The following is a 20414-nucleotide window of genomic DNA, read 5'->3' on the forward strand; positions in this document are numbered from 1 at the left end:
AAGACCATAGCTGCCACCTGTCAAACCCGCGAATCCGGGGGTTATCTTTTTGGGTGATATCAATATGCTATTTAGGTATTTAAATTTTAATTTTTATACCTTTAAAGTTCGCGCTACCCGACGTTACCCACGCCGGTCTGGATTGCGCTCGCTGCATTACCCCTGCGGCGTCATGGATTGCCAATGACCTTCGATTTCGCTTTTATCCTCAGCACCTTGCCGGCGTTTCTGAAAGCCGTGGGGGTGACGCTGCAAGTGGGCCTGATCGCCATTGCCACCTCCCTGCTGGTGGCGCTGATCAACGCCGCGCTGCTGGTGTTTCGCACGCCCTACGTGTCGCGCCTGGTGGCGCTGTACGTAGAGCTGGCGCGTAACACGCCGCTGCTGATCCAACTGTTTTTCGTCTACTTCGCGCTGCCGGCCCTGGGTTTGAATATCTCCGGGTTCTGGGCGGCGATCATCACCATGACGTTCCTCGGTGGCGCCTACCTCACCGAAGTGCTGCGCGCGGGCGTGGAAGCGGTGCCGCTGGCGCAGATCGAGTCGGGCAAGTCCATTGGCCTGTCGGACTGGCAACTGCTGCGCCACGTGATCCTGCCCCAGGCCGGCATCCTCAGTCTGCCGGCGCTGTTCGCCAACTTCATCTTCCTGCTCAAGGAGACCACCGTGGTGTCTGCCGTGGCGGTGCCGGAGATTCTCTACACCAGCAAGAGCTACATCGCCCTCTACTACAAGACTTACGAAATGCTCGCCGTGCTGACGCTGATCTGCGTGCTGTTGTTTTTGCCGTTGTCGCTGCTGCTCAGCCGCCTGGAAAGGAGGCTCCAGCATGGCCAGTTCGGGTCTTGAGTTGTTGTGGGTGTCGTTGCCGCAACTGGGCAAGGGCGCCGCGCAAACCCTGTCGATTTCGTTGCTGAGCATCGCCTTCAGCACCGTCGGCGGCGTGTTGTACGGCGTGCTGCGCACCTTGAACAACCGGCTGATCAACGCCGTGCTGCGGGTGTACCTGGAGCTGTTCCGCGCAATCCCGGTGCTGGTGTGGTTGTACCTGCTGTTTTTTGGCCTGCCGATTTTCTTCGGGTTGAGCATCCCGAGCTTCTGGTGCGCAGTGCTGGTGCTGTCGCTGTGGGGCGCCAGTGAAGTGGGCGAGGTGGTGCGTGGTGCGTTGCATTCGCTGCCCCGTGGCCAGCGCGAAGCCGGCCTGTCGATTGGCCTGTCCGACCCGCAACTCTACGGCTATGTACTGCTGCCCCAGGCCCTCAAGCGCATGACCCCGCCGACCATCAACGTCTACACGCGCATCATCAAGACCAGCTCCCTGGCGGTGCTGATTGGCGTGGTGGATGTGATCAAGGTTGGCCAGCAAATCATCGAGCGCACCTATGAATCCGTGTTGATCTACGGCGTGCTGTTCCTGTTTTTCTTCTTTATCTGCTACCCGTTGTCGGCTGCCTCCAAGGTGCTGGAACGGCGCTGGGCCCAAGCATGAGCGCATTGATCGAGTTCCAGGGTTTCAACAAATACTTCGGCGAAGCGCAGGTGCTCAAGGGCATCGACCTGCGCGTGCAAAGCGGCGAAGTGGTGGTGATCCTCGGCCCCAGCGGCTGTGGCAAAAGCACCCTGCTGCGTTGCCTGAATGGGCTGGAAGTGGCCCACAGCGGCAGCCTGCGCTTTGCCGGCAATGAGCTGCTGGATAAAAAAACTGACTGGCGCCAGGTGCGCCAGGACATCGGCATGGTGTTCCAGAGCTACCACCTGTTCCCGCACATGAGCGTGCTCGACAACATCCTGCTCGGTCCGCTGAAAGTGCAGAAGCGCGACCCTCGCGAAGCCCGCGAGCAGGCCGAGAAACTACTGGAGCGCGTGGGCCTGGCCGACAAGCGCGACGCCTTCCCGCGCCAGCTCTCCGGCGGCCAGCAGCAACGCATCGCCATCGTCCGTTCGTTGTGCATGAACCCCCAGGTCATGCTCTTTGATGAGGTCACCGCCGCCCTCGACCCGGAGATGGTCAAGGAAGTGCTGGAAGTGATCCAGAGCCTGGCCCGCGATGGCATGACCCTGCTGATCGTCACCCACGAAATGGCATTTGCCCGCGCCGTCGCAGACCGCGTGGTGTTTATGGAGGCCGGGCGCATCCTCGAACACAACACCCCTGAGGCATTCTTTACGAACCCGCAAACCGCACGCGCGCAGCAGTTCCTGGAGAAGTTCTCCTTTGTTTCAACACTGCCCAAGAAACCCAAGGAACTGGAGCTGATATGAAAAAGTTACTGCTGCCACTGTTGGCCGTCGCACTGCTGGCCGGCTGCGATAAAAAGGCCGAAGAGCCTGCCAAACCGACTGCCGCTGCGGCGAGCTACCTCGACAAGATCAAGGCGCGCGACAAACTGATCGTCGGCGTGTTCACCGACAAACCGCCGTTCGGTTTTGTGAACGAAGCGGGCCGCTACGTCGGGTTTGATACCGACATCGGCCGCCAATTCGCCAAGGATCTGCTGGGCGATGAGAACAAGGTCGAGTTCGTTGCCGTCGAGCCCGCCAGCCGAATCCCGTTCCTGCAAAGCGACAAGGTCGATTTGATCCTCGCCAACATGACCGTGACCCCGGAGCGCAAGGAAGCGGTGGACTTCACCAACCCCAACTTGAAAGTCGCGGTGCAGGCCCTGGTGCCAAACGACAGTGCGGTGAAAAGCCTGGATGACCTGGCCACCCGCACCACCATCGTCACCACTGGCACCACCGCCGATATCTGGCTGACCAAGAACCACCCGGATTGGAAATTGCTCAAGTTCGAGAAAAACTCCGAATCGCTGCAAGCGCTGTCGGCCGGCCGTGGCGATGCCTATGCCCAGGACAACCTGGTGCTGTTCAGCTGGGCCAAGCAGAACCCGGGCTACCGCGTGCTGGAACAGAAACTCGGCGATGAAGCGCCGATCGCGCCAGCCGTGAAGAAAGGCAACGCCGAACTGCGTGACTGGGTGAATGCCGAGTTGGCCAAGTTGGGTGAGGAGAAGTTCCTGCTCAAGCTGTACGACCAATATGTGCGCAAAGAGCTGAGCGATGACACCAAGCCTGAGAGCGTGATTGTTGAAGGCGGTAAGTGGCAGGGTTGATCAGTCAGTTATTGAGTGGCTGATCTACCGCTATCGCAGGCAAGTCGAATCGTCGCACCGCAGCTCCCACAGTTATCCGCATTCCAAAGGTGGAACTCGGTCAAATATGGGAGCTGCGGTGCGACGATTCGACTTGCCCGCGAAGAGGCCCTTGCAGGCGATGACTATTCCGGCCAATGCCACGCCGGCGCATCCAGAATCCCCTGCCCAACGATCTGGGTCTCCCCCAGCACTTTCTCCAGCACAATCGAATTGCACCCTTCATCCTGCTGCAACGCCGCAATCAGGCGGCTGGCATGGGACACCACCCACACCTGGCAGTGATGGGACGCCTGCATGATCAAGCGCGCCAGCGCCGGCAGCAGGTCCGGATGCAGGCTGGTTTCCGGCTCGTTCAGCACCATCATGGTCGGCGGCCGTGGCGTCAGCAGCGCCGCGATCAGCAGTAAGTAGCGCAAGGTCCCGTCCGACAACTCCGCCGCCGACAACGGCCGCAGCAAGCCTTCCTGATAGAACTCAATCGCAAAACGCCCGCCCTGCAACGGCTGGATATTCAAGCGCGCGCCGGGGAATGCATCGCTGACGGCCCGCTGCAACGCCTCGGGGTCGCCAATCTCCCGAATCGTCTGCAAGGCGGCCGCCAGGTCGCGCCCGTCGTGATGCAGCACGGGCGTGCGTGTGCCCAACTGAGGCTGACGCACCGGAGCATCCACATCGCTGCGAAAGTGATCATAAAAACGCCAGCCACGGATGCTTTCGCGCAGCAGCAACACTTCCGGCGAGCCGCGTAGGCTACCGACCTGATCAAACAGGCTGTGATAGTTGGGGGTGTGCTGGGCCAGCACATCCCAGCTTCGACCGTCGCGCGCGCGCACCATCGGTCCCGAACGCTGCACCAGCAGGCTGGCTGGGCGGTAGATAGGGCCGGCCCAGATGCATTCCTTCTTCACTTCCGGGTCGAGGGAGAAAAAGGACAAGCTTGGCTCGGGCAAGCCCAGTGAAATGGCGTAGCTGAAATCGTCCCCGGCAAACCCCAGGCGCAGGCGCTTGACGCCTTGGCGCACGGTGGACTCGATGGGCACCTCGCCGTTGCGCATGCGTCGGGTGATGGTTTCCGGCCCGGCCCAGAAGGTGGAGTCCAACCCACCCTCTCGGGCCAATGCATTGATCACCCCGCCCTGGGCGGTTTCGGCCAGCAGGCGCAGGGCGCGGTACAAGTTGGACTTGCCGCTGCCATTGGGGCCGGTGACCAGGTTGAGCCGGTCCAGGGGCACCACCAATTTATTGATCGAGCGGTAATTGGCCACCGCGAGGGTTTTCAGCATGAGAGGTGCCGCGATTGAAGGAAGACTGCATGTTACCTGTGAGAGCACGGAGGATGAGTGTCGGAAATATCTTGAGTCTTCGCCAGTTGTACACCTGCAACGTGGAACCCTGATCTAAGCTCACAGTCGCATACACACTGGCACGTCGGCATCACGCATAAGGAGCCTGCATGGGCGGTCGTACTTCCACATTGATCTTCGGACTTGGCCTACTGACGCTGTTGAGCGGCTGCGGCCAGGAAAAGGCCGAACCCAAGGCCCATTCCCGGGTGTTTGTGCAAACCGTGCAGTCGGCGGATTTTGCCGTGGCGGTCACCCTCACGGGCGATGTCCAGGCCCGGGTGCAAACCGACCTGTCCTTCCGCGTCGGCGGCAAGATCATCCAGCGCATGGTGGACGTCGGCGACCGCGTGACCGCCAAGCAAGTGCTGGCCAAGCTCGATCCCAAGGATCTGCAGACCAACGTCGACTCCGCCCAGGCCCAGGTCGTGGCCGAGCAGGCGCGAGTCAAACAGACTGCCGCCGCCTTTGTGCGCCAGGAAAAGCTGCTGCCCAAGGGCTACACCAGCCGCAGCGAGTACGACGCCGCCCAGGCTGCATTGCGCAGCAGCCAAAGCGCGCTGGCCGCCGCGCAGGCCCAATTGGCCAATGCCCGCGAACAGCTGGGCTACACCGCGTTGATTGCTGACGCGCCGGGTGTGATCACTGCGCGCCAGGCCGAAGTGGGCCAGGTGGTGCAGGCCACCGTGCCGATTTTCAGCCTGGCCCAAGACGGCGAGCGCGATGCGGTGTTCAACGTATATGAGTCGCTGCTGGTGGAGCCGCCACCCGACGCGCCGATCACCGTCAGCCTGCTGGAGAACCCCAGCATCAAGGCCGTGGGCAAAGTGCGCGAAGTCACGCCAGCCGTGGCCGCCAACACCGGCACCGTGCAAGTGAAGATTGCCCTGCAGGCGCTGCCTAAAGGCATGGAGCTGGGCTCGGTGGTCAGCGCCACCGCCAATGGCCCGGCCAAACCCAGCATCGAACTGCCCTGGGCAGCGCTCACCAAAGACCTCAACGAACCGGCCGTGTGGTTGATCGACGGTGACGGCAAGGCGCAATTGCACAAGGTCACGGTGGCGCGGTACCTCACGGGCAAAGTGATCATTGGCGATGGACTCAAAGGCGGCGAAAAGGTCGTGGTGGCGGGCGGGCAGTTGCTGCACCCCGGCATGGTGGTCGAGATCGCGCAGCAAGGAGTCCAGCCATGAAGCGCCTGACGGCGGTACTCGCCGCCAGCCTGTTGCTGGTCGCGTGCTCCAAGGAAGAGGCGCCACCGGAGCCCGTGCGCCCGGTGCTGTCCATGGAGGTGAAAGCCGAAGACCAGGAAAACCTTGGCCGCTTCGCGGGCACCATCCAGGCGCGCTATGAGAGCAACCTGGGTTTCCGTGTGCCAGGCCGTATCGCCCGCCGCGCCGTGGATGTGGGCACCGAAGTGGAGAAGGGCGCCTTGCTCGCAGTGCTCGACCCTACCGACCAGCAGAACCAGTTGCGCGCCGCCCAGGGCGACCTGGCCCGGGTGCAGGCGCAGTACATCAATGCCCAGGCCAATGCCCGTCGTCAGCAAGAGCTGTTTAACCGTGGCGTCGGTGCCCAGGCCCAGTTGGACGTGGCCCAGACCGACCTGAAAACCACCCAGGCGTCCCTTGATCAGGCCCAGGCTTCGGTCAACCAGGCCAAGGACCAGCTCAACTATGCCGAACTGCGCACCGACCACGCCGGCATCGTCACCGCCTGGAATGCCGAGGCTGGCCAGGTGGTCAGCGCCGGCCAGCAAGTGGTGACCCTGGCCCGCCCGGACATCAAGGAAGCGGTGATTGATCTGCCGGCCGGGCTGGCTGAGCGCCTGCCGCCCGACGTGGTGTTCCTGGTCGCCGAGCAACTGGACCCCAATGTGCACACCACCGCCATCGTGCGCGAGATCGAGCCTCAGGCCCAAAGCGCCACGCGCACCCGTCGCGCGCGCTTGACCCTGGCCGAGACACCGCCTGCGTTCCGCCTGGGCACGGCGATCAGCGTGACCTTGAGCACCGCCATCGCGCCACGTATCGAGTTGCCCCTGAGCGCCTTGCAGGAGGTCGACGGCAAAACGCGTATCTGGCTGCTCGACACCGCAAGCCAAACGGTGCAACCGCGTGACGTCACCGTCGTCAGCCGCGATGGCGCCAGTGCCGTGCTCAACGGCGGCGTCAAACCCGGCGAGCGCATTGTCACCGCTGGCGTGAACAGCCTGAAGCCTGGGCAGAAAGTCAAAATCGACGAGGACAGCCCGCGATGAAAGGGAGCTTCAACTTATCCGACTGGGCCCTCAAGCATCAGTCCTTCGTCTGGTACCTGATGTTCGTCGCGCTGCTGATGGGCGTGTTCTCGTACATGAACCTGGGCCGCGAGGAAGACCCCTCGTTCACCATCAAGACCATGGTGATCCAGACCCGCTGGCCGGGCGCGACCCAGGAAGAAACCCTCAAGCAGGTCACCGACCGCATCGAGAAAAAGCTTGAGGAGCTCGACGCCCTCGACTACGTGAAGAGCTACACCCGGCCGGGTGAGTCCACGGTGTTCGTGTTCTTGAAGGACACCACCAGCGCCAAGGACATCCCCCATATCTGGTACCTGGTGCACAAGAAAATCGACGACATTCGCGGCACCTTCCCCCAGGGTTTGCAGGGGCCGTCGTTCAACGATGAATTCGGTGACGTATTCGGCTCGGTGTACGCCTTTACCGGCGACGGCCTGACGATGCGCCAGTTGCGCGACTACGTGGAGCAGGTGCGCGCCGAGATCCGTTCGGTGCCGGGGCTGGGCAAGGTCGAGATGATCGGCCAGCAAGATGAAGTGATTTACCTGAACTTCTCCACACGCAAACTTGCCGCCTTGGGGATCGACCAGCGCCAAGTCGTGCAGAGCCTGCAATCGCAGAACGCGGTCACGCCAGCCGGGGTGATCGAGGCCGGGCCGGAGCGGATTTCGGTGCGTACCTCGGGGCAGTTTGCCTCGGAGAAAGACCTGGCCAACGTCAACCTGCGGCTCAACGACCGTTTTTATCGCTTGGCGGATGTTGCCGAGATCAGCCGTGGCTACGTCGACCCGGCGCGGCCGATGTTCCGTTTCAATGGCAAGCCAGCCATCGGTTTGGCGATTGCCATGCAGAAGGGCGGCAATATCCAGTCGTTCGGCAAGGCCCTGCATGAGCGCATGGACGAGCTGACCGCCGACCTGCCGGTGGGCGTGGGCGTGCACAAGGTGTCCGACCAGGCCGAAGTGGTGGAAGAGGCCGTCGGCGGCTTTACCAGCGCGCTGTTCGAAGCCGTGATTATCGTGCTGGTGGTGAGCTTCATCAGCCTGGGCATGCGCGCAGGGTTGGTGGTGGCCTGCTCGATTCCACTGGTGCTGGCGCTGGTGTTCGTGTTCATGGAGTACAGCGGCATCACCATGCAGCGGGTGTCGCTCGGCGCGCTGATCATCGCCCTGGGCCTGTTAGTGGACGACGCGATGATCACCGTGGAGATGATGATCACACGGCTGGAAAAAGGCGAAACCAAGGAACAGGCGGCGACCTACGCCTACACCTCTACGGCGTTCCCGATGCTCACCGGTACGCTGGTGACCGTGGCCGGCTTTGTGCCGATTGGCCTCAACGCCAGTTCGGCGGGCGAGTACACCTTCACCCTGTTCGCGGTGATTGCCGTGGCGATGCTGGTGTCGTGGGTGGTGGCGGTGTTGTTCGCGCCGGTGATCGGGGTGCACATTCTCAGTGCCAACGTGAAACCCCACGATGCCGAGCCGGGGCGGATTGGCCGCGCGTTCAACGGCGGCATGCTCTGGGCGATGCGCAACCGCTGGTGGGCCATTGGTATCACCGTCGCGCTGTTCGTGGCGTCTGTATTCTCGATGCAGTTCGTGCAGAACCAGTTCTTTCCGTCATCCGACCGCCCGGAAATCCTTGTCGACCTGAACCTGCCGCAAAACGCCTCGATCAACGAGACGCGCAAGGCCGTCGACCGCCTGGAAGCGATCATCAAGGACGACCCGGACATCGCCCGTTGGAGCACCTACATCGGCCAGGGTGCGATTCGTTTCTACCTGCCCCTCGACCAGCAACTGGAAAACCCTTACTACGCGCAGCTGGTGATCGTGAGCAAGGGCCTGGAAGAACGCGGCGCCTTGATTGCGCGCCTGCAAAAACGCCTGCGTGATGACTTCGTCGGTATCGGCAGCTACGTGCAGCCACTGGAAATGGGCCCGCCTGTGGGGCGGCCGATCCAGTATCGCGTGTCGGGCAAAGACATCGACCAAGTGCGCAAGCACGCCATCGAGCTGGCGACCTTGCTGGATAAAAACACCCACCTGGGCGAGATCATCTACGACTGGAACGAGCCGGGCAAAGTGCTGCGCGTGGACATTGCGCAAGACAAGGCGCGCCAGTTGGGGCTGTCGTCGGAAGACGTGGCGCAGTTGATGAACAGCGTGGTCAGCGGCGCCTCGGTGACCCAGGTGCACGATGACATCTACCTGATCAACGTGGTCGGCCGCGCCGAAGATGCCGAGCGCGGCACCCCGGAAACCTTGCAGAACCTGCAGATTGTCACGCCCAACGGCACGTCGATCCCGCTGCTGGCGTTTGCCACCGTGCGTTACGAGCTGGAGCAACCGCTGGTGTGGCGTCGCGACCGCAAGCCGACCATCACCATCAAGGCCTCGGTGCGCGACGAGATGCAGCCTACCGACCTGGTGAAGCAGCTGGCGCCGACCATCGAGCAATTCAGCGCCGGCTTGCCGGTGGGCTACAAGGTCGCCACCGGTGGCACCGTGGAAGAAAGCGGCAAGGCCCAGGGGCCGATTGCCAAGGTGGTGCCGCTGATGCTGTTCCTGATGGCGACCTTCCTGATGATCCAGCTGCACAGCGTGCAGAAGATGTTCCTGGTGGCCAGCGTCGCGCCGCTGGGCTTGATCGGCGTGGTGCTGGCGCTGATTCCCACGGGCACGCCCATGGGCTTTGTGGCGATCCTGGGCATCCTGGCGCTGATCGGCATCATCATCCGCAACTCGGTGATTCTGGTGACGCAGATCCACGAGTACGAACTGGCTGGCTACACGCCGTGGGACGCGGTGGTGGAAGCCACCGAGCACCGGCGCCGACCGATCTTGCTCACCGCGGCGGCGGCGAGCCTGGGCATGATCCCCATCGCCCGTGAAGTGTTCTGGGGGCCGATGGCCTACGCGATGATTGGCGGCATCATCATTGCCACGTTGCTGACCCTGTTGTTCCTGCCGGCGCTGTATGTGGCCTGGTACAAGATCCGCGAACCGAAGCAGGAACATCAGGAAAAACGTGGTTAAACCTGTGGGAGCTGGCTTGCCTGCGATAGCGGTCTACCCGTCAGCGAATGAGTGGCTGACGCACCGCTATCGCAGGCAAGCCCGCTCCCACAGTTGGATATTTATGCTGTAGGAAGTATCTCGAAATACCTTTCGTTCCTCCTGCTAGCCCCCGGGTGTTTTACCCTCGACCCCCCTTCGGCACAGGATGAGCACCATGAACTGGCAACATCATTTCCTACTGGCCTGCACGCTCCTTCTCTCTCCACTGGTCTCTGCTGCCACGGTCCTGGAAAACCCTCAGTGGCGCGTCGAGCTCGACCCCGCCACCCTGGGCATCCGCGTCACACCCAGCGGCCAGTCGTCGGTGCAGGCTTCAAGCGGCGTGCAGGCGCACGTCGTCAGTCAACTTTCACATAATCAGCAGCAGGCCAGCTGGCAGTGGGATGAGGGCGCCTTTCGTATCACTGCCACCCTTGAGCAACGTGACTTGCTGCTGTCCCTCCACGCACGGGAGCCCGGCGCACTGGCGATCCTCCAGCAACCGGCCAGTGCCATGGGACGCGGTGTGATGTGGCCATTGGCCGAAGGGCATTACGTGCCGGCCGATAACCCGGTGTGGAAGGCCTTCCTGCTGGACCAGGGCGAGCTCAACACCACCCAGGACCTCAGCCTGCCCCTCTGGGGTCTGGACCATGGCGGCTTCACCCTGAATTGGCTGCTGACCAACCCCTACAACAACCGCCTGCACTGGCAGGAAGGCATGGTCCTGTCATTGGCCCATGAGTTCACCTCGCTCGATCCCTCTGCACCGATGACCCTGCTGTTGCACCTGGGCGACGCCGACCCGTTGGCCGGTGCCAAGCGCTATCGCCAATGGTTGGTGGAGCAGGGCCGCTATGAATCGTTGGCAGACAAGTTTCGGCAAACGCCCGAAGCGCAAAAACTGCTGGGCGCCAGCCATGTGTACCTGTGGGGCAATGATCTGCTGGCATCGAGCGACGTGCGTGACTGGCCGCTGTTGCTCAAGCGCTTGCGTGGCCATGAACTCAAAGGCTTGCTGGATAAGGAGGCGGCAAAGGTTCTGGCGCAGACGTCGGCGCTCAATCGCTACGAGCAGGGCGTGTTGCTCCGGGGCCTTAACGCCGCGATCAACAAGAAAGCCCGGCAGCGCTGGCAGGTCGAGGAACCCGATATGACGCAGCTCGCTGCCCGCTACGGCGAGCTGCGCGCCGAATTGGCCGTGGCGTTCGCCGGAGCATTGAGTGATACGCCGGGAACCTGGGGTGGCCAGACGATTGAGACGCTGCGTCAATCCGGCCTGCAACGCCTGTTGCTGACCCTTGGCGAAGGCTGGGAAGGTGGCCTCTGGCACCCCGAAGCGATTCGCTCAGGTGTCGCTGCCGGTTACCTCATGGCGCCCTACGACTCCTATGAAACCGCCTTGTCCGCCACCGAAAACCCGGACTGGACCACCGCGCACCTGGGCAGTAAGGCCTACCGCGACTGCGCGATCGTGTTGAAGAGCGGCACGTTGAAAACCGGCTTCCAGCAATCGGGCCACTACACCGACCCCCGTTGCGTAAGGCCCTTGCTGGAAGACCGGGTGAAGGCCGTGCAGGCCAAGTCCGGTTTCAACGCCTGGTTCCTCGATGCGTACGCGACAAGCATGGTGTTCGACAGCTATCGCGACAGCGCGCCGATGTCCCAGGCACAGAATGCCCAAGGCAATATCGACGCCTCCCGGTGGATCAATACGGTGCTCAAGCTGCCGGCCGGTTCCGAAGACGGCAACGCCATCACCGCCCAGGGCATCCTGTTTGCCCATGGCATGCAGACTCCGGTGATGGGCTGGGGTGACCAGGACATGACCAAAGATAAGCAATCACCCTATTACGTGGGTAACTGGTACCCGCCGGAGCAACCTGCGGTGTTCTTCAAGCAAGTGCCGTTGAAGGAGCCGTTTCGCACGGTGTATTTCGAGCCGAGTATGCGCCTGCCGTTGTACCAGGCGGTGTTCCACGGGTCGGTCATCACCACGCATCACTGGCTGTTCGACAGCCTGAAGCTGAGCAATGTGCGGGCAGAGAACGAGTTGACCCAACTGCTCTACAACGTGCCGCCGCTGTATCACCTGAGTGCCGGGACGGTTAAGCAGCGATTGCCCATCATTCAACGCCAGGACGCGTTTTTCCGCCCGTTGCATCAACGCTTGGCCACGCAGGAAATGACGGGCTTTCGGTGGCTGACAGCTGATCGGCGTGTGCAGGAAACCACCTTTGCAGATGGCACGCGGTTGATCGCCAATTTTGCCGAGCGCAGTGTGACGGCGTTGGTGGTGGGCGAAGATCCAGTGGTGTACCAGGTGAAATAGCTATCGCAGGCAAGCCAGCGCCTACAGGGGAACGCATTCCAACTGTGGGAGCTGGCTTGCCCGCGATGAGGCCGGCCCAGACGCAAAAAATCTAAATTTTTCTCCACACACTCGCCAACCACGGCTGCTGCTCCCGAGGCAACCCCGCCGGCCGATAGTAATGCTCCAGCTCTTCAAACCCGGCCTCGGTCAACAGCACCCGCCACGCTTCAAGGTCGTGATAAGACCCGTACCGTGGCCCATTCCAGCCTTCCTGGTTCTCACCTCGAGGATTGGAGCTGAACAATACGCCGCCAGGCTTCAACGCCCCATGCAGCTGCTTGAGCACGCGCGGCAACTCCTGCTTGGGAACATGAAACAGCACGGCGTTGGCAAAGATCCCGTCGAAGCGTTCGGCCGGCAGGTCCAGCTTGAGGAAGTCCTGTTGCAGCACTTCACAGCCACTGTCTTCACGCGCCATCTGCGCAAAGCGCTCTGAGCCGTCCAGCCCTACGGCGATGTGCCCCATGCGCGTGAACGTCTGCAAATCCCGCCCCGGCCCGCAGCCGAAATCCAGCACAGTAAAGGGCGCCGTGCCCTGGATATGCCGCAGCAGCGCGTCGATGTTCTGGCTCACATCATGATCGCGGGTGCCTTCACGGAAGTCCTCGGCCACCTTGTTGTAGTGGCCGAGGGTGGTGGAGGTAATCTGGTCGAGGTCGTCGGGTTTGAGGGGCATGACGGGAAGTACCGGGCGTTGAGATAGCCCGACTATACCTCACCGCTTGTTGAGCACCCGCGCCAGGCGATCACCCCCCAACTGAATCACCGCCACCAGAATCACCAGCAGCACGATCACCGTGAGCATGATCTGCGTATCGAAGCGCTGATAACCATAGCGGTAGGCGATATCCCCCAGCCCACCTGCGCCAATCGCCCCCGCCATCGCCGACGAGTTGATCATGGTCACCAACGTGATGGTGAACCCGCCGACAATCCCCGGCAGCGCTTCTGGCAACAGCACATGCCAGATGATGTGCCAGCGCCGGCAGCCCATGGCTTGTGCGGCTTCGATCAGGCCATGGTCGACCTCGCGCAAGCTCACCTCGGCGATCCGCGCAAAGAACGGTGTGGCGGCGATGGTCAGCGGCACGACGGCGGCCCATACGCCATAGGTGGTGCCGACGATCAGCCGCGTGAAGGGGATCAAGGCCACCATCAGGATCAAAAACGGAATAGAGCGGAACAGATTGACGAACGCCCCCAGCACGCGGTTAAGCGTCGGGGCCTGGTAAATACCGCCCTTGTTGCTGGTCACCAGGAACACCGCCAGCGGAATCCCCACCAGCAACGCTATCAGCGACGACACGCCCACCATCAGCAAGGTGTCGATGGCGCCCTGCACTAAACGATCAAACCACATAGCCCAGCACCTCTGCGTGTTGTGCCCAATTGCCGGCGCGGGTGCACAGTTCTTCGGGCGTGTGGGGCGAGCCGCTCACCGCCAGCAGCAGTTGCCCGAGGGCGTGGCCCTGGATGCGTTCCACGCCGCCTTGCAGCAAGCGCACCCGCCCGCCGAGGGCGCTGAACAGCGCAGCCAGGTCTGGCTCATCGGTGTCGCTGCCGGTGAACTGCAAGCGCAGTACCACCGCGGCCTCCGCCGACGTCGGGCTGGCTTGCAAACGGTTGTGCAGTTCTTCCGGCAGCCCATGTTGCAGCGGCGCCAGCAGGGTCTTGCTGACCTCGTGCTGCGGGTTGCCAAATACTTGCCACACCGGGCCTTGCTCGACGATACGCCCGTGTTCGAGCACCACCACGCGGTCGCAAATCTCGCGGATCACTGCCATTTCGTGGGTGATCAGCACGATGGTCAAACCCAGGCGTTTGTTGATCTCACGCAGCAGGCCGAGGATCGACTGGGTAGTCTCCGGGTCGAGGGCCGAGGTGGCCTCGTCGCACAGCAAAATTTCAGGGTCGTGCACCAACGAGCGGGCGATGCCCACCCGTTGTTTCTGCCCACCGGACAGCTGCGCAGGGTAAGACGTGTGCTTATCCTGCAAGCCCACCAGTTCCAACAGCTCACGCACCTTCTGCTCGCGCTGCAATTTCGGCACGCCGGCCACTTTCAGCGGCAGCTCGACGTTCTGCCACACCGTCTTGGCCGACATCAGGTTGAAGTGCTGGAAGATCATGCCGATGCGCCGGCGCAGCGCCACCAAGCGGTCTTCGTCGAAGTCGCCGATGTCCACTTGGTCGATCAGCACGCGTCCGCTGCTGGGCTGCTCCAGGCGGTTGATGGTACGGATCAGCGACGACTTACCGGCGCCGCTGCGGCCGATGATGCCGAACACTTCACCGCGCTGGATCGCCAGGTCGATGCCTTGCAAGGCATGCACGGCGCCGTCGTAGGTCTTGCCCAGGTTGATAAAGCGTACATGGGCACGGTTCAGGTCGGGGTGCAGTTCAGTCTGCTCGGCGTCCCTGGGCGGCAAGCCCAGGTCGCGCAGTTGGGCGTGGGCGGCGGTCATTTTTTATCTTCCCAGCCGACCTGGTAGAGCTTGCCCAGGGATTTATCCAGCGCAGCACGCACCACCGGCGAGTGCTGGTAGATGTCGACGAACTTGATCACGCGCGGGTCGGTTTTGCTTTTCGGCTGGATCACGAACTGGATCACGTATTCCGGGTGGTCGAGGCCGTCGAACAGCAGCGCCGACTCCGCGTCGAAGGTCTTGGACAGGCGGATGTACGCCGGGTAGCCCTGCACCAGGTCGGCGTCGTCATAGGCACGCACCAGTTGCACGGCCTCGACTTGCAGGATCTTGATCTTTTTCGGGTTGGAAACGATGTCTTCTTCGGTGGCCTTGTAGCCCACGCCCGGCTTGAGGGTGATCAGCCCGGCCTTGGCCAGCAGTTGCAAGCCACGCCCGCTGTTGATCGGGTCGTTGGCGATGGCCACGCTGGCGCCCTGGGGCAGGTCGTTGATGCTTTTGTACTTCTTCGAATACAGGCCGACGTTGTTGATGATGCCCGGGGCGTAGGGCACCAGGTCAAAGCCTGCGGCAGCCTTGGCGTTTTCCAGGAACGGGATGTGCTGGAAGTAGTTCACATCGATATCGCCGGCCGCCAGGCTGACGTTGGGGGCGATCCAGTCGGTGAACTCCACCAGCTCGACTTTCAAACCCTGCTTGCCGGCCTCGGCCACAGCGGCTTCCAGGGGTATTGCGAAGGCGGCGGTGGTGCCGATTTTCAGGGGTGCATCGGCGGCGAAGACGGCCGAGCTGAACAAACCAAACGCCAGGGCCAGTGCTTTGACTGGGTGGGTGAGCAGTGTTTTTTTCATCATCATTTTCCAGTCATAAGGTGTCGGTATTAACAATGCGGTCCACTGTGGGAGCCGGCTTGCCTGCGATAGCGGTCTATCAGTTGCAGGTGCTTTTGCTGACACACCGCTATCGCAGGCAAGCCAGCTCCCACATTTTTTGTGGTTCACAGTTTTGGTTCAGTGGCGGTAGGTAGAACCGGTGTGTTGTTCGGGCAGGCGCGCGCTGTTGTGAAAGACTTTTTCCCGCAGCGTGCCGGCCTCGTAGGCGGTCTTGTACGACCCGCGCTTCTGCAGCTCCGGCACCACCAGGTCGATGAAGTCCACATAGCTTTCCGGCGTGACGATGCGCGTCAGGTTGAAACCATCCAGCCCAGTCTCGGCGATCCACGACTCCAGCTCATCCGCCACCTGCTCGGGCGAGCCGACCAGGGTGATGTAGCGGCCGCCCAGGGCGTGCTGCTCGAGCAACTTGCGTCGGGTCCAGTCGTTGTTCTGCAGGTTTTTGGTGGCCGACTGGATCGCGTTGCTCTTCACGTACTGGATCGGTTCGTCCAGTTCGTATTGAGAAAAGTCGATGGCCGTGGAGGCCGAGAAGTGCGCCACGCCGGCTTCCGCGCTGGCATAGCTCAGGTACTCGGCGTGCTTGGCCCAGGCCAGCGCTTCGGTGGCGCCCACGATCACATTGAGGCCCATGAACACCTTGATGTCGTCCGGGTTACGCCCCGCCTCGACGGCGCTGGCGCGTACCTTGTCCACCTGCACTTTTGTCGAGGCCTTGTTCTGCCCGCTGATGAACACGCACTCGGCGTGATGCCCGGCGAACAGCAAACCGCGATCCGAACTGCCGGCCTGGAACAGCACCGGGGTGCGCTGCGGCGAGGGTTCGCACAGGTGATAACCCTCCACCTGGTAGAACTCGCCGTGGTGCTCGACCTTGTGCACCTTGCCGGGCTGGGCATACACCCGCGCCTGCGGATCGTTGAGCACCGCGTCGTCTTCCCAGCTGCCTTCCCAGAGTTTGTAGAGCACCTCCAGGTACTCATCGGCCTGGTCATAACGGCGGTCGTGCTCGACCTGCTCGGTCAGACCCATGGCCTTGGCCGCGCTGTCGAGGTAGCCGGTGACGATGTTCCAGCCCACGCGGCCACGGCTCAGGTGGTCGAGCGTGGACATGCGCCGGGCGAACAGATACGGCGGCTCGTAGGTGAGGTTGGCGGTGAGGCCGAAGCCAAGGTTCTGGGTCACGGCGGCCATGGCCGAGACCAACAGCAACGGGTCATTCACCGGCAACTGGATCGACTCTTTGAGCGGCACATCGATGGAGTTCTGATAGACGTCATACACCCCGACGATATCGGCGATGAACAACCCGTCGAACAGCCCGCGCTCCAGGGTCTTGGCCAGGTCGGTCCAGTATTCGATGGTTTTATACTGGGTGGATGTGTCCCGTGGGTGCGTCCACAGGCCGTGGTTGATATGCCCGATGCAGTTCATGTTGAAGGCATTGAGCAGGATCTTTTTCTTGGTCATCAAATGGTCCCCCGCAGTGGCGGGTTTGCATCGTTGAGGTAGTAATTGCCCACCGCGTGGTACTTCCAGCGCACCGGGTCGTGCAGCGTATGCACGCGGGCGTTGCGCCAGTGACGGTCCAGGCCGTGCTCGGCGAGGGTCGCCTGGCTGCCGGCCAGTTCGAACAGCGTGCTACCGGCTGCCAGGGAAATCTCGGTGCTCAGGGCGCGCACTTCGGCGACGGCAATCGAGGCGGCGGCGACGGTCTCGGCGTTGCTGTCGGCCTGGGCGCGGTCGAGAAATTCGCCGGAACGCTCAAGCAGTGCTTCTGCGGCATGCAGGCGCACGCTCAGATGGCCGAAACTTTTTAGTGTCAGCGGGTCTTCGGTGGCTTTGTCGTTGCCTGAGTCGATCCACGGGCGGGTCTTGGTGCGCACAAAATGCAACGCGTCTTCAAAGGCTGCACGGGCGATGCCGGTGTCGATGGCCGCGTGAAGAATCTGCGCCAGCGGGCCGACGGTGGTCGGGCGTTCGAACGCGCTCTGGAACGCGATCACGTCCTGCGCCGCCACCCACACGTTGTCGAACACCACCGAACCGCTGCCGGTGGTGCGCTGGCCAAAGCCGCTCCAGTCGTCGATTACCGTCAGCCCTTCGCTGTCACGTGGGACAAATGCCAGTTGCTGCACGCCGTGCTCATCCACCACGGAGGTGGGGATGCGCTGGGCGTAGATCGCACCGGTGGCGTAGAACTTGCGGCCGCTGATGCGAAAGCCATCACCGTCGCGGGTGATCGATGTAACGCGGTCGTGGGCCGTCTTGGTGCCCAGTTCCGCCAGGGCGTTACCAAAGCGCTGGCCCGCGAGCACTTCGGCATACAGGCGTTGTTGCTGTGCCGGGGCGCCGTTCACGCGCAGCACTTCCAGGGCGTAGAAATGGTTCTGCGGGATCTGGCCCAGCGAGGCATCCGCCTGGGCGATCAGCGCAATGACCTTGGCCAGGGTGACGTTGGACACACCGGCGCCGCCGTATTCCTTGGGCACGCTGATGCCCCACAGGCCGGAGCGGGAGAACACGTCCAGTTCGGGCAGGGGCAGGCGGCGCTCACGGTCACGCTGGGCGCTGTCGCGACGGAAGTCTTCGGCCAGGTCGCTGGCGACAATAAGGGCTTGTTCGTCGCTGGTTATGACCGCGACGTGATGAGAAAGGGTCATGCGTATTTCTCCAGAGGTCTGGTCGGTCAAATCCAGGAATGGCGGGCCGGAAGGGTGCCATTGAGTCGAAAGGCGCCGATGGCGTGATACTTCCAGCGCACCGGGTCGTGCAGGGTGTGCACCCGGGCGTTGCGCCAGTGCCGGTCGAGGTTGAACTCGGCGAGGGTCGCGCGGCTGCCGGCCAGTTCGAAGAGCTTTTCGCTGACCAGCAGCGACACTTCGGTGGCCAGCACCTTTGCCTCGGCCACGGCAATCGAGGCGCGGGCGGCAGACTGTGCGGTGATCGGTGCGGCGCTGACCTGGTCCAGCACGTGGCCGGCCTTGCGCAGCAGCGCTTCGGCGGCGTGCAGCTCGATCTTGAGCTTGCCGATGTCAGCGATCACATACAGGTCATCGCTGGCGCGTTCGACGTTGGCGTCGACCCACGGGCGCGAACGTTCACGCACGAAGGCGATGGTGTCATCCAGCGCACCGCGTGCGATGCCCGCGTCAATGGCAGCCTGGATCAACTGCGAGACAGCGCCCTGGATATTCGGGGATTCGCCGATGCGCCAGTTTTCGACCACCAGCTCTGCGTCCACCGGTACCTGGTCCAGCAGCACCGTGCCGCTGGCAGTGGTGCGTTGGCCGAAGCCCGACCAGTCATCCACGATGCGCAGCCCTTCGGTGCCACGGCGCACGAACGCCATGATCTGCTTGCCGTCATCGTTCAGCGCCTTGACCGCGACCCAATGGGCAAACAGCGCGCCGGTGGAGTAGAACTTCTGGCCGCTGATCACATGCCCGTCACCCTTGGCGGTGATGCGTGCCTTGAGTTCCAGGGTGTTCTTGGTGCCGCGTTCCGGACCGCCATTGCCGATGCGCCAGCCGTCGAGGACGCTCTGGAACAGCTGCTTTTTCTGGCGTTCGGTGGCCGCGCCCTGCAGCAGGTGCAGGATGCCGAAATGGTTCTGCGGGATCTGCCCGAGGGCCGGGTCGGCCGCACTGATGATCGCGAACACCTCGGCCAGGGTCACGAAGGACACCTGCGGGCCGCCGTATTCGCGGGGAATGGAAATACTGCCCAACCCGCTGCGGGTGAACTGTTCGATCTGTGCCCACGGCAGCTTGCGTTGGCTGTCGCGCTTGGCGGCTTGCAGGCGTGCAGCCTTGGCAAGCTCGTGGGCAGCGGCCAGTGCCTCGGCGTCGTTGCGCAGCACGGCGGCCGGCAACAGCAGGGGGGCTACATCCAGATCGCTCTGGGGGGGTGTTTGAGCCAAGTTAGACATCAGCGCCGCTCCTTGGCTGCACGTAATGCCCTGGCGTTATGCACCGGGGTAATTCTGACCATACCGACCTCGCATTCAATGAAATAAAAACAGAAAAATCAGAGATGTCCGGTGGTCCGGTGCATATACCCTAAGCGTGTTAAATCTTTAAATAAACTAACTTTTAGGAATATGCATAGAAGGGCTGTCACCCCGGTTCGCAGGGTGAGCCGGGGTGACGCGGTTGGTAGGTCGACGCGGCCCTGGCCGGCCGGGCTGGCACCTGTGGGGAACAGGCGGCGATGCTCAGCATGCGGGCCGGTGCCCAGCGTGAATTATTGCCGACCCGGTCGAGGATGCAGTACGTCACGTCCAGCCGACAGTCGTCCCCCGCCTCGACAATCACCGCCGAGGGCACCCACACCTGTACCGCCAGGCCGACGTCCCGGGCGGCTATTTTCGGCAGATCCAGGCGCACGTCTCCCCAGCGCAAGGTGATGGCGTCACCGCAGCTCATGTTCAGGTAGGGTTCGATGGCCAGGGGGATGCCACGTCGCACCTGGCGGCCGTTGACCCCATGGCGGCGGATCGTTTCGGGCAGGTCCACCGGGGCGAGGTTCTGGTTTTCGTCACCCAGCAGCGGTGAAGGTTCGCCGCCCGGGTAATTGGTCTTGACCTTTACCCGAGCCGGGGCCGAGCGCGCGGGGCCGTAACCCACTTGCATCACCTGGTAGTGCACACAAGCGCGGCCATCCTGCACAAAACTCTGCGGGACGCGCAGGTGGGTCGACATGCCGACCTTGCAGGCAGTGATCCGCCGTGAGGCGGCAAAGCAGTCGTTCCAGAACAGTTCGATCAAGTCGCCTTCCTCCATGCCGGGGTAGGGCGCAATGTCCACTTGCAACTGGGTGGCCGCCAGGGCGTTGATGCCTTCCCGATGCGCCTGGGGCAGGGTCGGGGCGGTGAGCAG

At 62.5% G+C, this 20414-nt stretch carries 17 protein-coding genes; 8 read left to right on the forward strand and 9 right to left on the reverse strand.

What is annotated here, in order from left to right:
- The first annotated feature begins 183 nt into the window (after positions 1-183).
- The 4 genes from HX803_RS25085 to HX803_RS25100 are packed head-to-tail and all read left to right on the forward strand — an operon-like array spanning position 184 to position 3113.
- Entirely contained in the window at positions 184-849 is a 666-nt protein-coding gene (locus HX803_RS25085) for an amino acid ABC transporter permease (protein WP_178924361.1), read from the forward strand.
- Complete coding sequence (locus HX803_RS25090) at positions 830-1489, forward strand: amino acid ABC transporter permease (protein ID WP_176997384.1); 660 nt, start codon at positions 830-832, stop codon at positions 1487-1489. Before HX803_RS25085 ends, HX803_RS25090 begins: the two co-directional genes overlap by 20 nt.
- Complete coding sequence (locus HX803_RS25095) at positions 1486-2262, forward strand: amino acid ABC transporter ATP-binding protein (protein ID WP_178924363.1); 777 nt, start codon at positions 1486-1488, stop codon at positions 2260-2262. Before HX803_RS25090 ends, HX803_RS25095 begins: the two co-directional genes overlap by 4 nt.
- Positions 2259-3113 (forward strand): transporter substrate-binding domain-containing protein, encoded by an 855-nt coding sequence (locus HX803_RS25100; protein ID WP_178924365.1) that lies wholly within the window; start codon positions 2259-2261, stop codon positions 3111-3113. Before HX803_RS25095 ends, HX803_RS25100 begins: the two co-directional genes overlap by 4 nt.
- Before the next feature lie 164 nt (positions 3114-3277).
- Here HX803_RS25100 and HX803_RS25105 read toward each other — a convergent pair whose 3' ends face one another.
- Positions 3278-4438 carry an AAA family ATPase gene (locus HX803_RS25105; RefSeq protein ID WP_178924367.1) on the reverse strand — a complete coding sequence of 387 codons (1161 nt, stop codon included), beginning with the start codon at positions 4436-4438 and terminating at the stop codon, positions 3278-3280.
- Between the two features lie 170 nt (positions 4439-4608).
- Between HX803_RS25105 and HX803_RS25110 the strand changes: the two genes are divergently transcribed.
- From HX803_RS25110 to HX803_RS25125, 4 genes are all read left to right on the forward strand, one after another.
- The gene (locus HX803_RS25110; protein WP_178924368.1) at positions 4609-5691 is read left to right on the forward strand and encodes an efflux RND transporter periplasmic adaptor subunit; all 1083 of its coding nucleotides are present in this window, start codon (positions 4609-4611) and stop codon (positions 5689-5691) included.
- Positions 5688-6758, forward strand: a complete 1071-nt coding sequence (locus tag HX803_RS25115) for an efflux RND transporter periplasmic adaptor subunit (protein ID WP_178924370.1) — start codon at positions 5688-5690, stop codon at positions 6756-6758. The genes HX803_RS25110 and HX803_RS25115 overlap by 4 nt, the downstream gene beginning before the upstream one ends.
- Positions 6755-9820 carry an efflux RND transporter permease subunit gene (locus tag HX803_RS25120; protein WP_178924372.1) on the forward strand — a complete coding sequence of 1022 codons (3066 nt, stop codon included), beginning with the start codon at positions 6755-6757 and terminating at the stop codon, positions 9818-9820. The genes HX803_RS25115 and HX803_RS25120 overlap by 4 nt, the downstream gene beginning before the upstream one ends.
- Positions 9821-10016: 196 nt before the next feature.
- Complete coding sequence (locus HX803_RS25125) at positions 10017-12173, forward strand: glycoside hydrolase (protein WP_178924374.1); 2157 nt, start codon at positions 10017-10019, stop codon at positions 12171-12173.
- Positions 12174-12264: 91 nt separating this feature from the next.
- On the opposite strand, the gene HX803_RS25130 is transcribed toward HX803_RS25125, so the two are convergent.
- The 8 genes from HX803_RS25130 to HX803_RS25165 form a co-directional block, all read right to left on the reverse strand.
- Positions 12265-12891, reverse strand: a complete 627-nt coding sequence (locus tag HX803_RS25130; RefSeq protein WP_178924376.1) for a bifunctional 2-polyprenyl-6-hydroxyphenol methylase/3-demethylubiquinol 3-O-methyltransferase UbiG — start codon at positions 12889-12891, stop codon at positions 12265-12267.
- Positions 12892-12930: 39 nt separating this feature from the next.
- Complete coding sequence (locus tag HX803_RS25135; RefSeq protein WP_178924378.1) at positions 12931-13575, reverse strand: methionine ABC transporter permease; 645 nt, start codon at positions 13573-13575, stop codon at positions 12931-12933.
- Positions 13565-14680, reverse strand: coding sequence for a methionine ABC transporter ATP-binding protein (locus tag HX803_RS25140; protein ID WP_178924388.1), 1116 nt, complete (start codon positions 14678-14680; stop codon positions 13565-13567). Before HX803_RS25140 ends, HX803_RS25135 begins: the two co-directional genes overlap by 11 nt.
- Positions 14677-15492 (reverse strand): MetQ/NlpA family ABC transporter substrate-binding protein, encoded by an 816-nt coding sequence (locus tag HX803_RS25145; RefSeq protein WP_025855519.1) that lies wholly within the window; start codon positions 15490-15492, stop codon positions 14677-14679. The genes HX803_RS25140 and HX803_RS25145 overlap by 4 nt, the downstream gene beginning before the upstream one ends.
- A 159-nt stretch (positions 15493-15651) precedes the next feature.
- The gene (locus tag HX803_RS25150) at positions 15652-17004 is read right to left on the reverse strand and encodes an LLM class flavin-dependent oxidoreductase (protein ID WP_178924390.1); all 1353 of its coding nucleotides are present in this window, start codon (positions 17002-17004) and stop codon (positions 15652-15654) included.
- The gene (locus HX803_RS25155) at positions 17004-18197 is read right to left on the reverse strand and encodes an SfnB family sulfur acquisition oxidoreductase (RefSeq protein WP_178924392.1); all 1194 of its coding nucleotides are present in this window, start codon (positions 18195-18197) and stop codon (positions 17004-17006) included. The genes HX803_RS25150 and HX803_RS25155 overlap by 1 nt, the downstream gene beginning before the upstream one ends.
- A 26-nt stretch (positions 18198-18223) precedes the next feature.
- Positions 18224-19465 carry an SfnB family sulfur acquisition oxidoreductase gene (locus HX803_RS25160; RefSeq protein WP_178924394.1) on the reverse strand — a complete coding sequence of 414 codons (1242 nt, stop codon included), beginning with the start codon at positions 19463-19465 and terminating at the stop codon, positions 18224-18226.
- A gap of 187 nt (positions 19466-19652) precedes the next feature.
- Positions 19653-20414 (reverse strand): hypothetical protein (locus HX803_RS25165; RefSeq protein ID WP_256732937.1); only part of this gene is annotated, 762 nt, incomplete at its 5' end.

Source organism: Pseudomonas sp. P7548 (assembly GCF_013386585.1).
Lineage (GTDB): Bacteria > Pseudomonadota > Gammaproteobacteria > Pseudomonadales > Pseudomonadaceae > Aquipseudomonas.

Excerpts from the sequence above, each read along its gene's own strand:
- HX803_RS25085 (WP_178924361.1), top strand. The coding sequence starts at position 184 with ATGACCTTCGATTTCGCTTTTATCCTCAGCACCTTGCCGGCGTTTCTG.
- HX803_RS25090 (WP_176997384.1), top strand. The coding sequence starts at position 830 with ATGGCCAGTTCGGGTCTTGAGTTGTTGTGGGTGTCGTTGCCGCAACTG.
- HX803_RS25095 (WP_178924363.1), top strand. The coding sequence starts at position 1,486 with ATGAGCGCATTGATCGAGTTCCAGGGTTTCAACAAATACTTCGGCGAA.
- HX803_RS25100 (WP_178924365.1), top strand. The coding sequence starts at position 2,259 with ATGAAAAAGTTACTGCTGCCACTGTTGGCCGTCGCACTGCTGGCCGGC.
- HX803_RS25105 (WP_178924367.1), bottom strand. The coding sequence starts at position 4,438 with ATGCTGAAAACCCTCGCGGTGGCCAATTACCGCTCGATCAATAAATTG.
- HX803_RS25110 (WP_178924368.1), top strand. The coding sequence starts at position 4,609 with ATGGGCGGTCGTACTTCCACATTGATCTTCGGACTTGGCCTACTGACG.
- HX803_RS25115 (WP_178924370.1), top strand. The coding sequence starts at position 5,688 with ATGAAGCGCCTGACGGCGGTACTCGCCGCCAGCCTGTTGCTGGTCGCG.
- HX803_RS25120 (WP_178924372.1), top strand. The coding sequence starts at position 6,755 with ATGAAAGGGAGCTTCAACTTATCCGACTGGGCCCTCAAGCATCAGTCC.
- HX803_RS25125 (WP_178924374.1), top strand. The coding sequence starts at position 10,017 with ATGAACTGGCAACATCATTTCCTACTGGCCTGCACGCTCCTTCTCTCT.
- HX803_RS25130 (WP_178924376.1), bottom strand. The coding sequence starts at position 12,891 with ATGCCCCTCAAACCCGACGACCTCGACCAGATTACCTCCACCACCCTC.
- HX803_RS25135 (WP_178924378.1), bottom strand. The coding sequence starts at position 13,575 with ATGTGGTTTGATCGTTTAGTGCAGGGCGCCATCGACACCTTGCTGATG.
- HX803_RS25140 (WP_178924388.1), bottom strand. The coding sequence starts at position 14,680 with ATGACCGCCGCCCACGCCCAACTGCGCGACCTGGGCTTGCCGCCCAGG.
- HX803_RS25145 (WP_025855519.1), bottom strand. The coding sequence starts at position 15,492 with ATGAAAAAAACACTGCTCACCCACCCAGTCAAAGCACTGGCCCTGGCG.
- HX803_RS25150 (WP_178924390.1), bottom strand. The coding sequence starts at position 17,004 with ATGACCAAGAAAAAGATCCTGCTCAATGCCTTCAACATGAACTGCATC.
- HX803_RS25155 (WP_178924392.1), bottom strand. The coding sequence starts at position 18,197 with ATGACCCTTTCTCATCACGTCGCGGTCATAACCAGCGACGAACAAGCC.
- HX803_RS25160 (WP_178924394.1), bottom strand. The coding sequence starts at position 19,465 with ATGTCTAACTTGGCTCAAACACCCCCCCAGAGCGATCTGGATGTAGCC.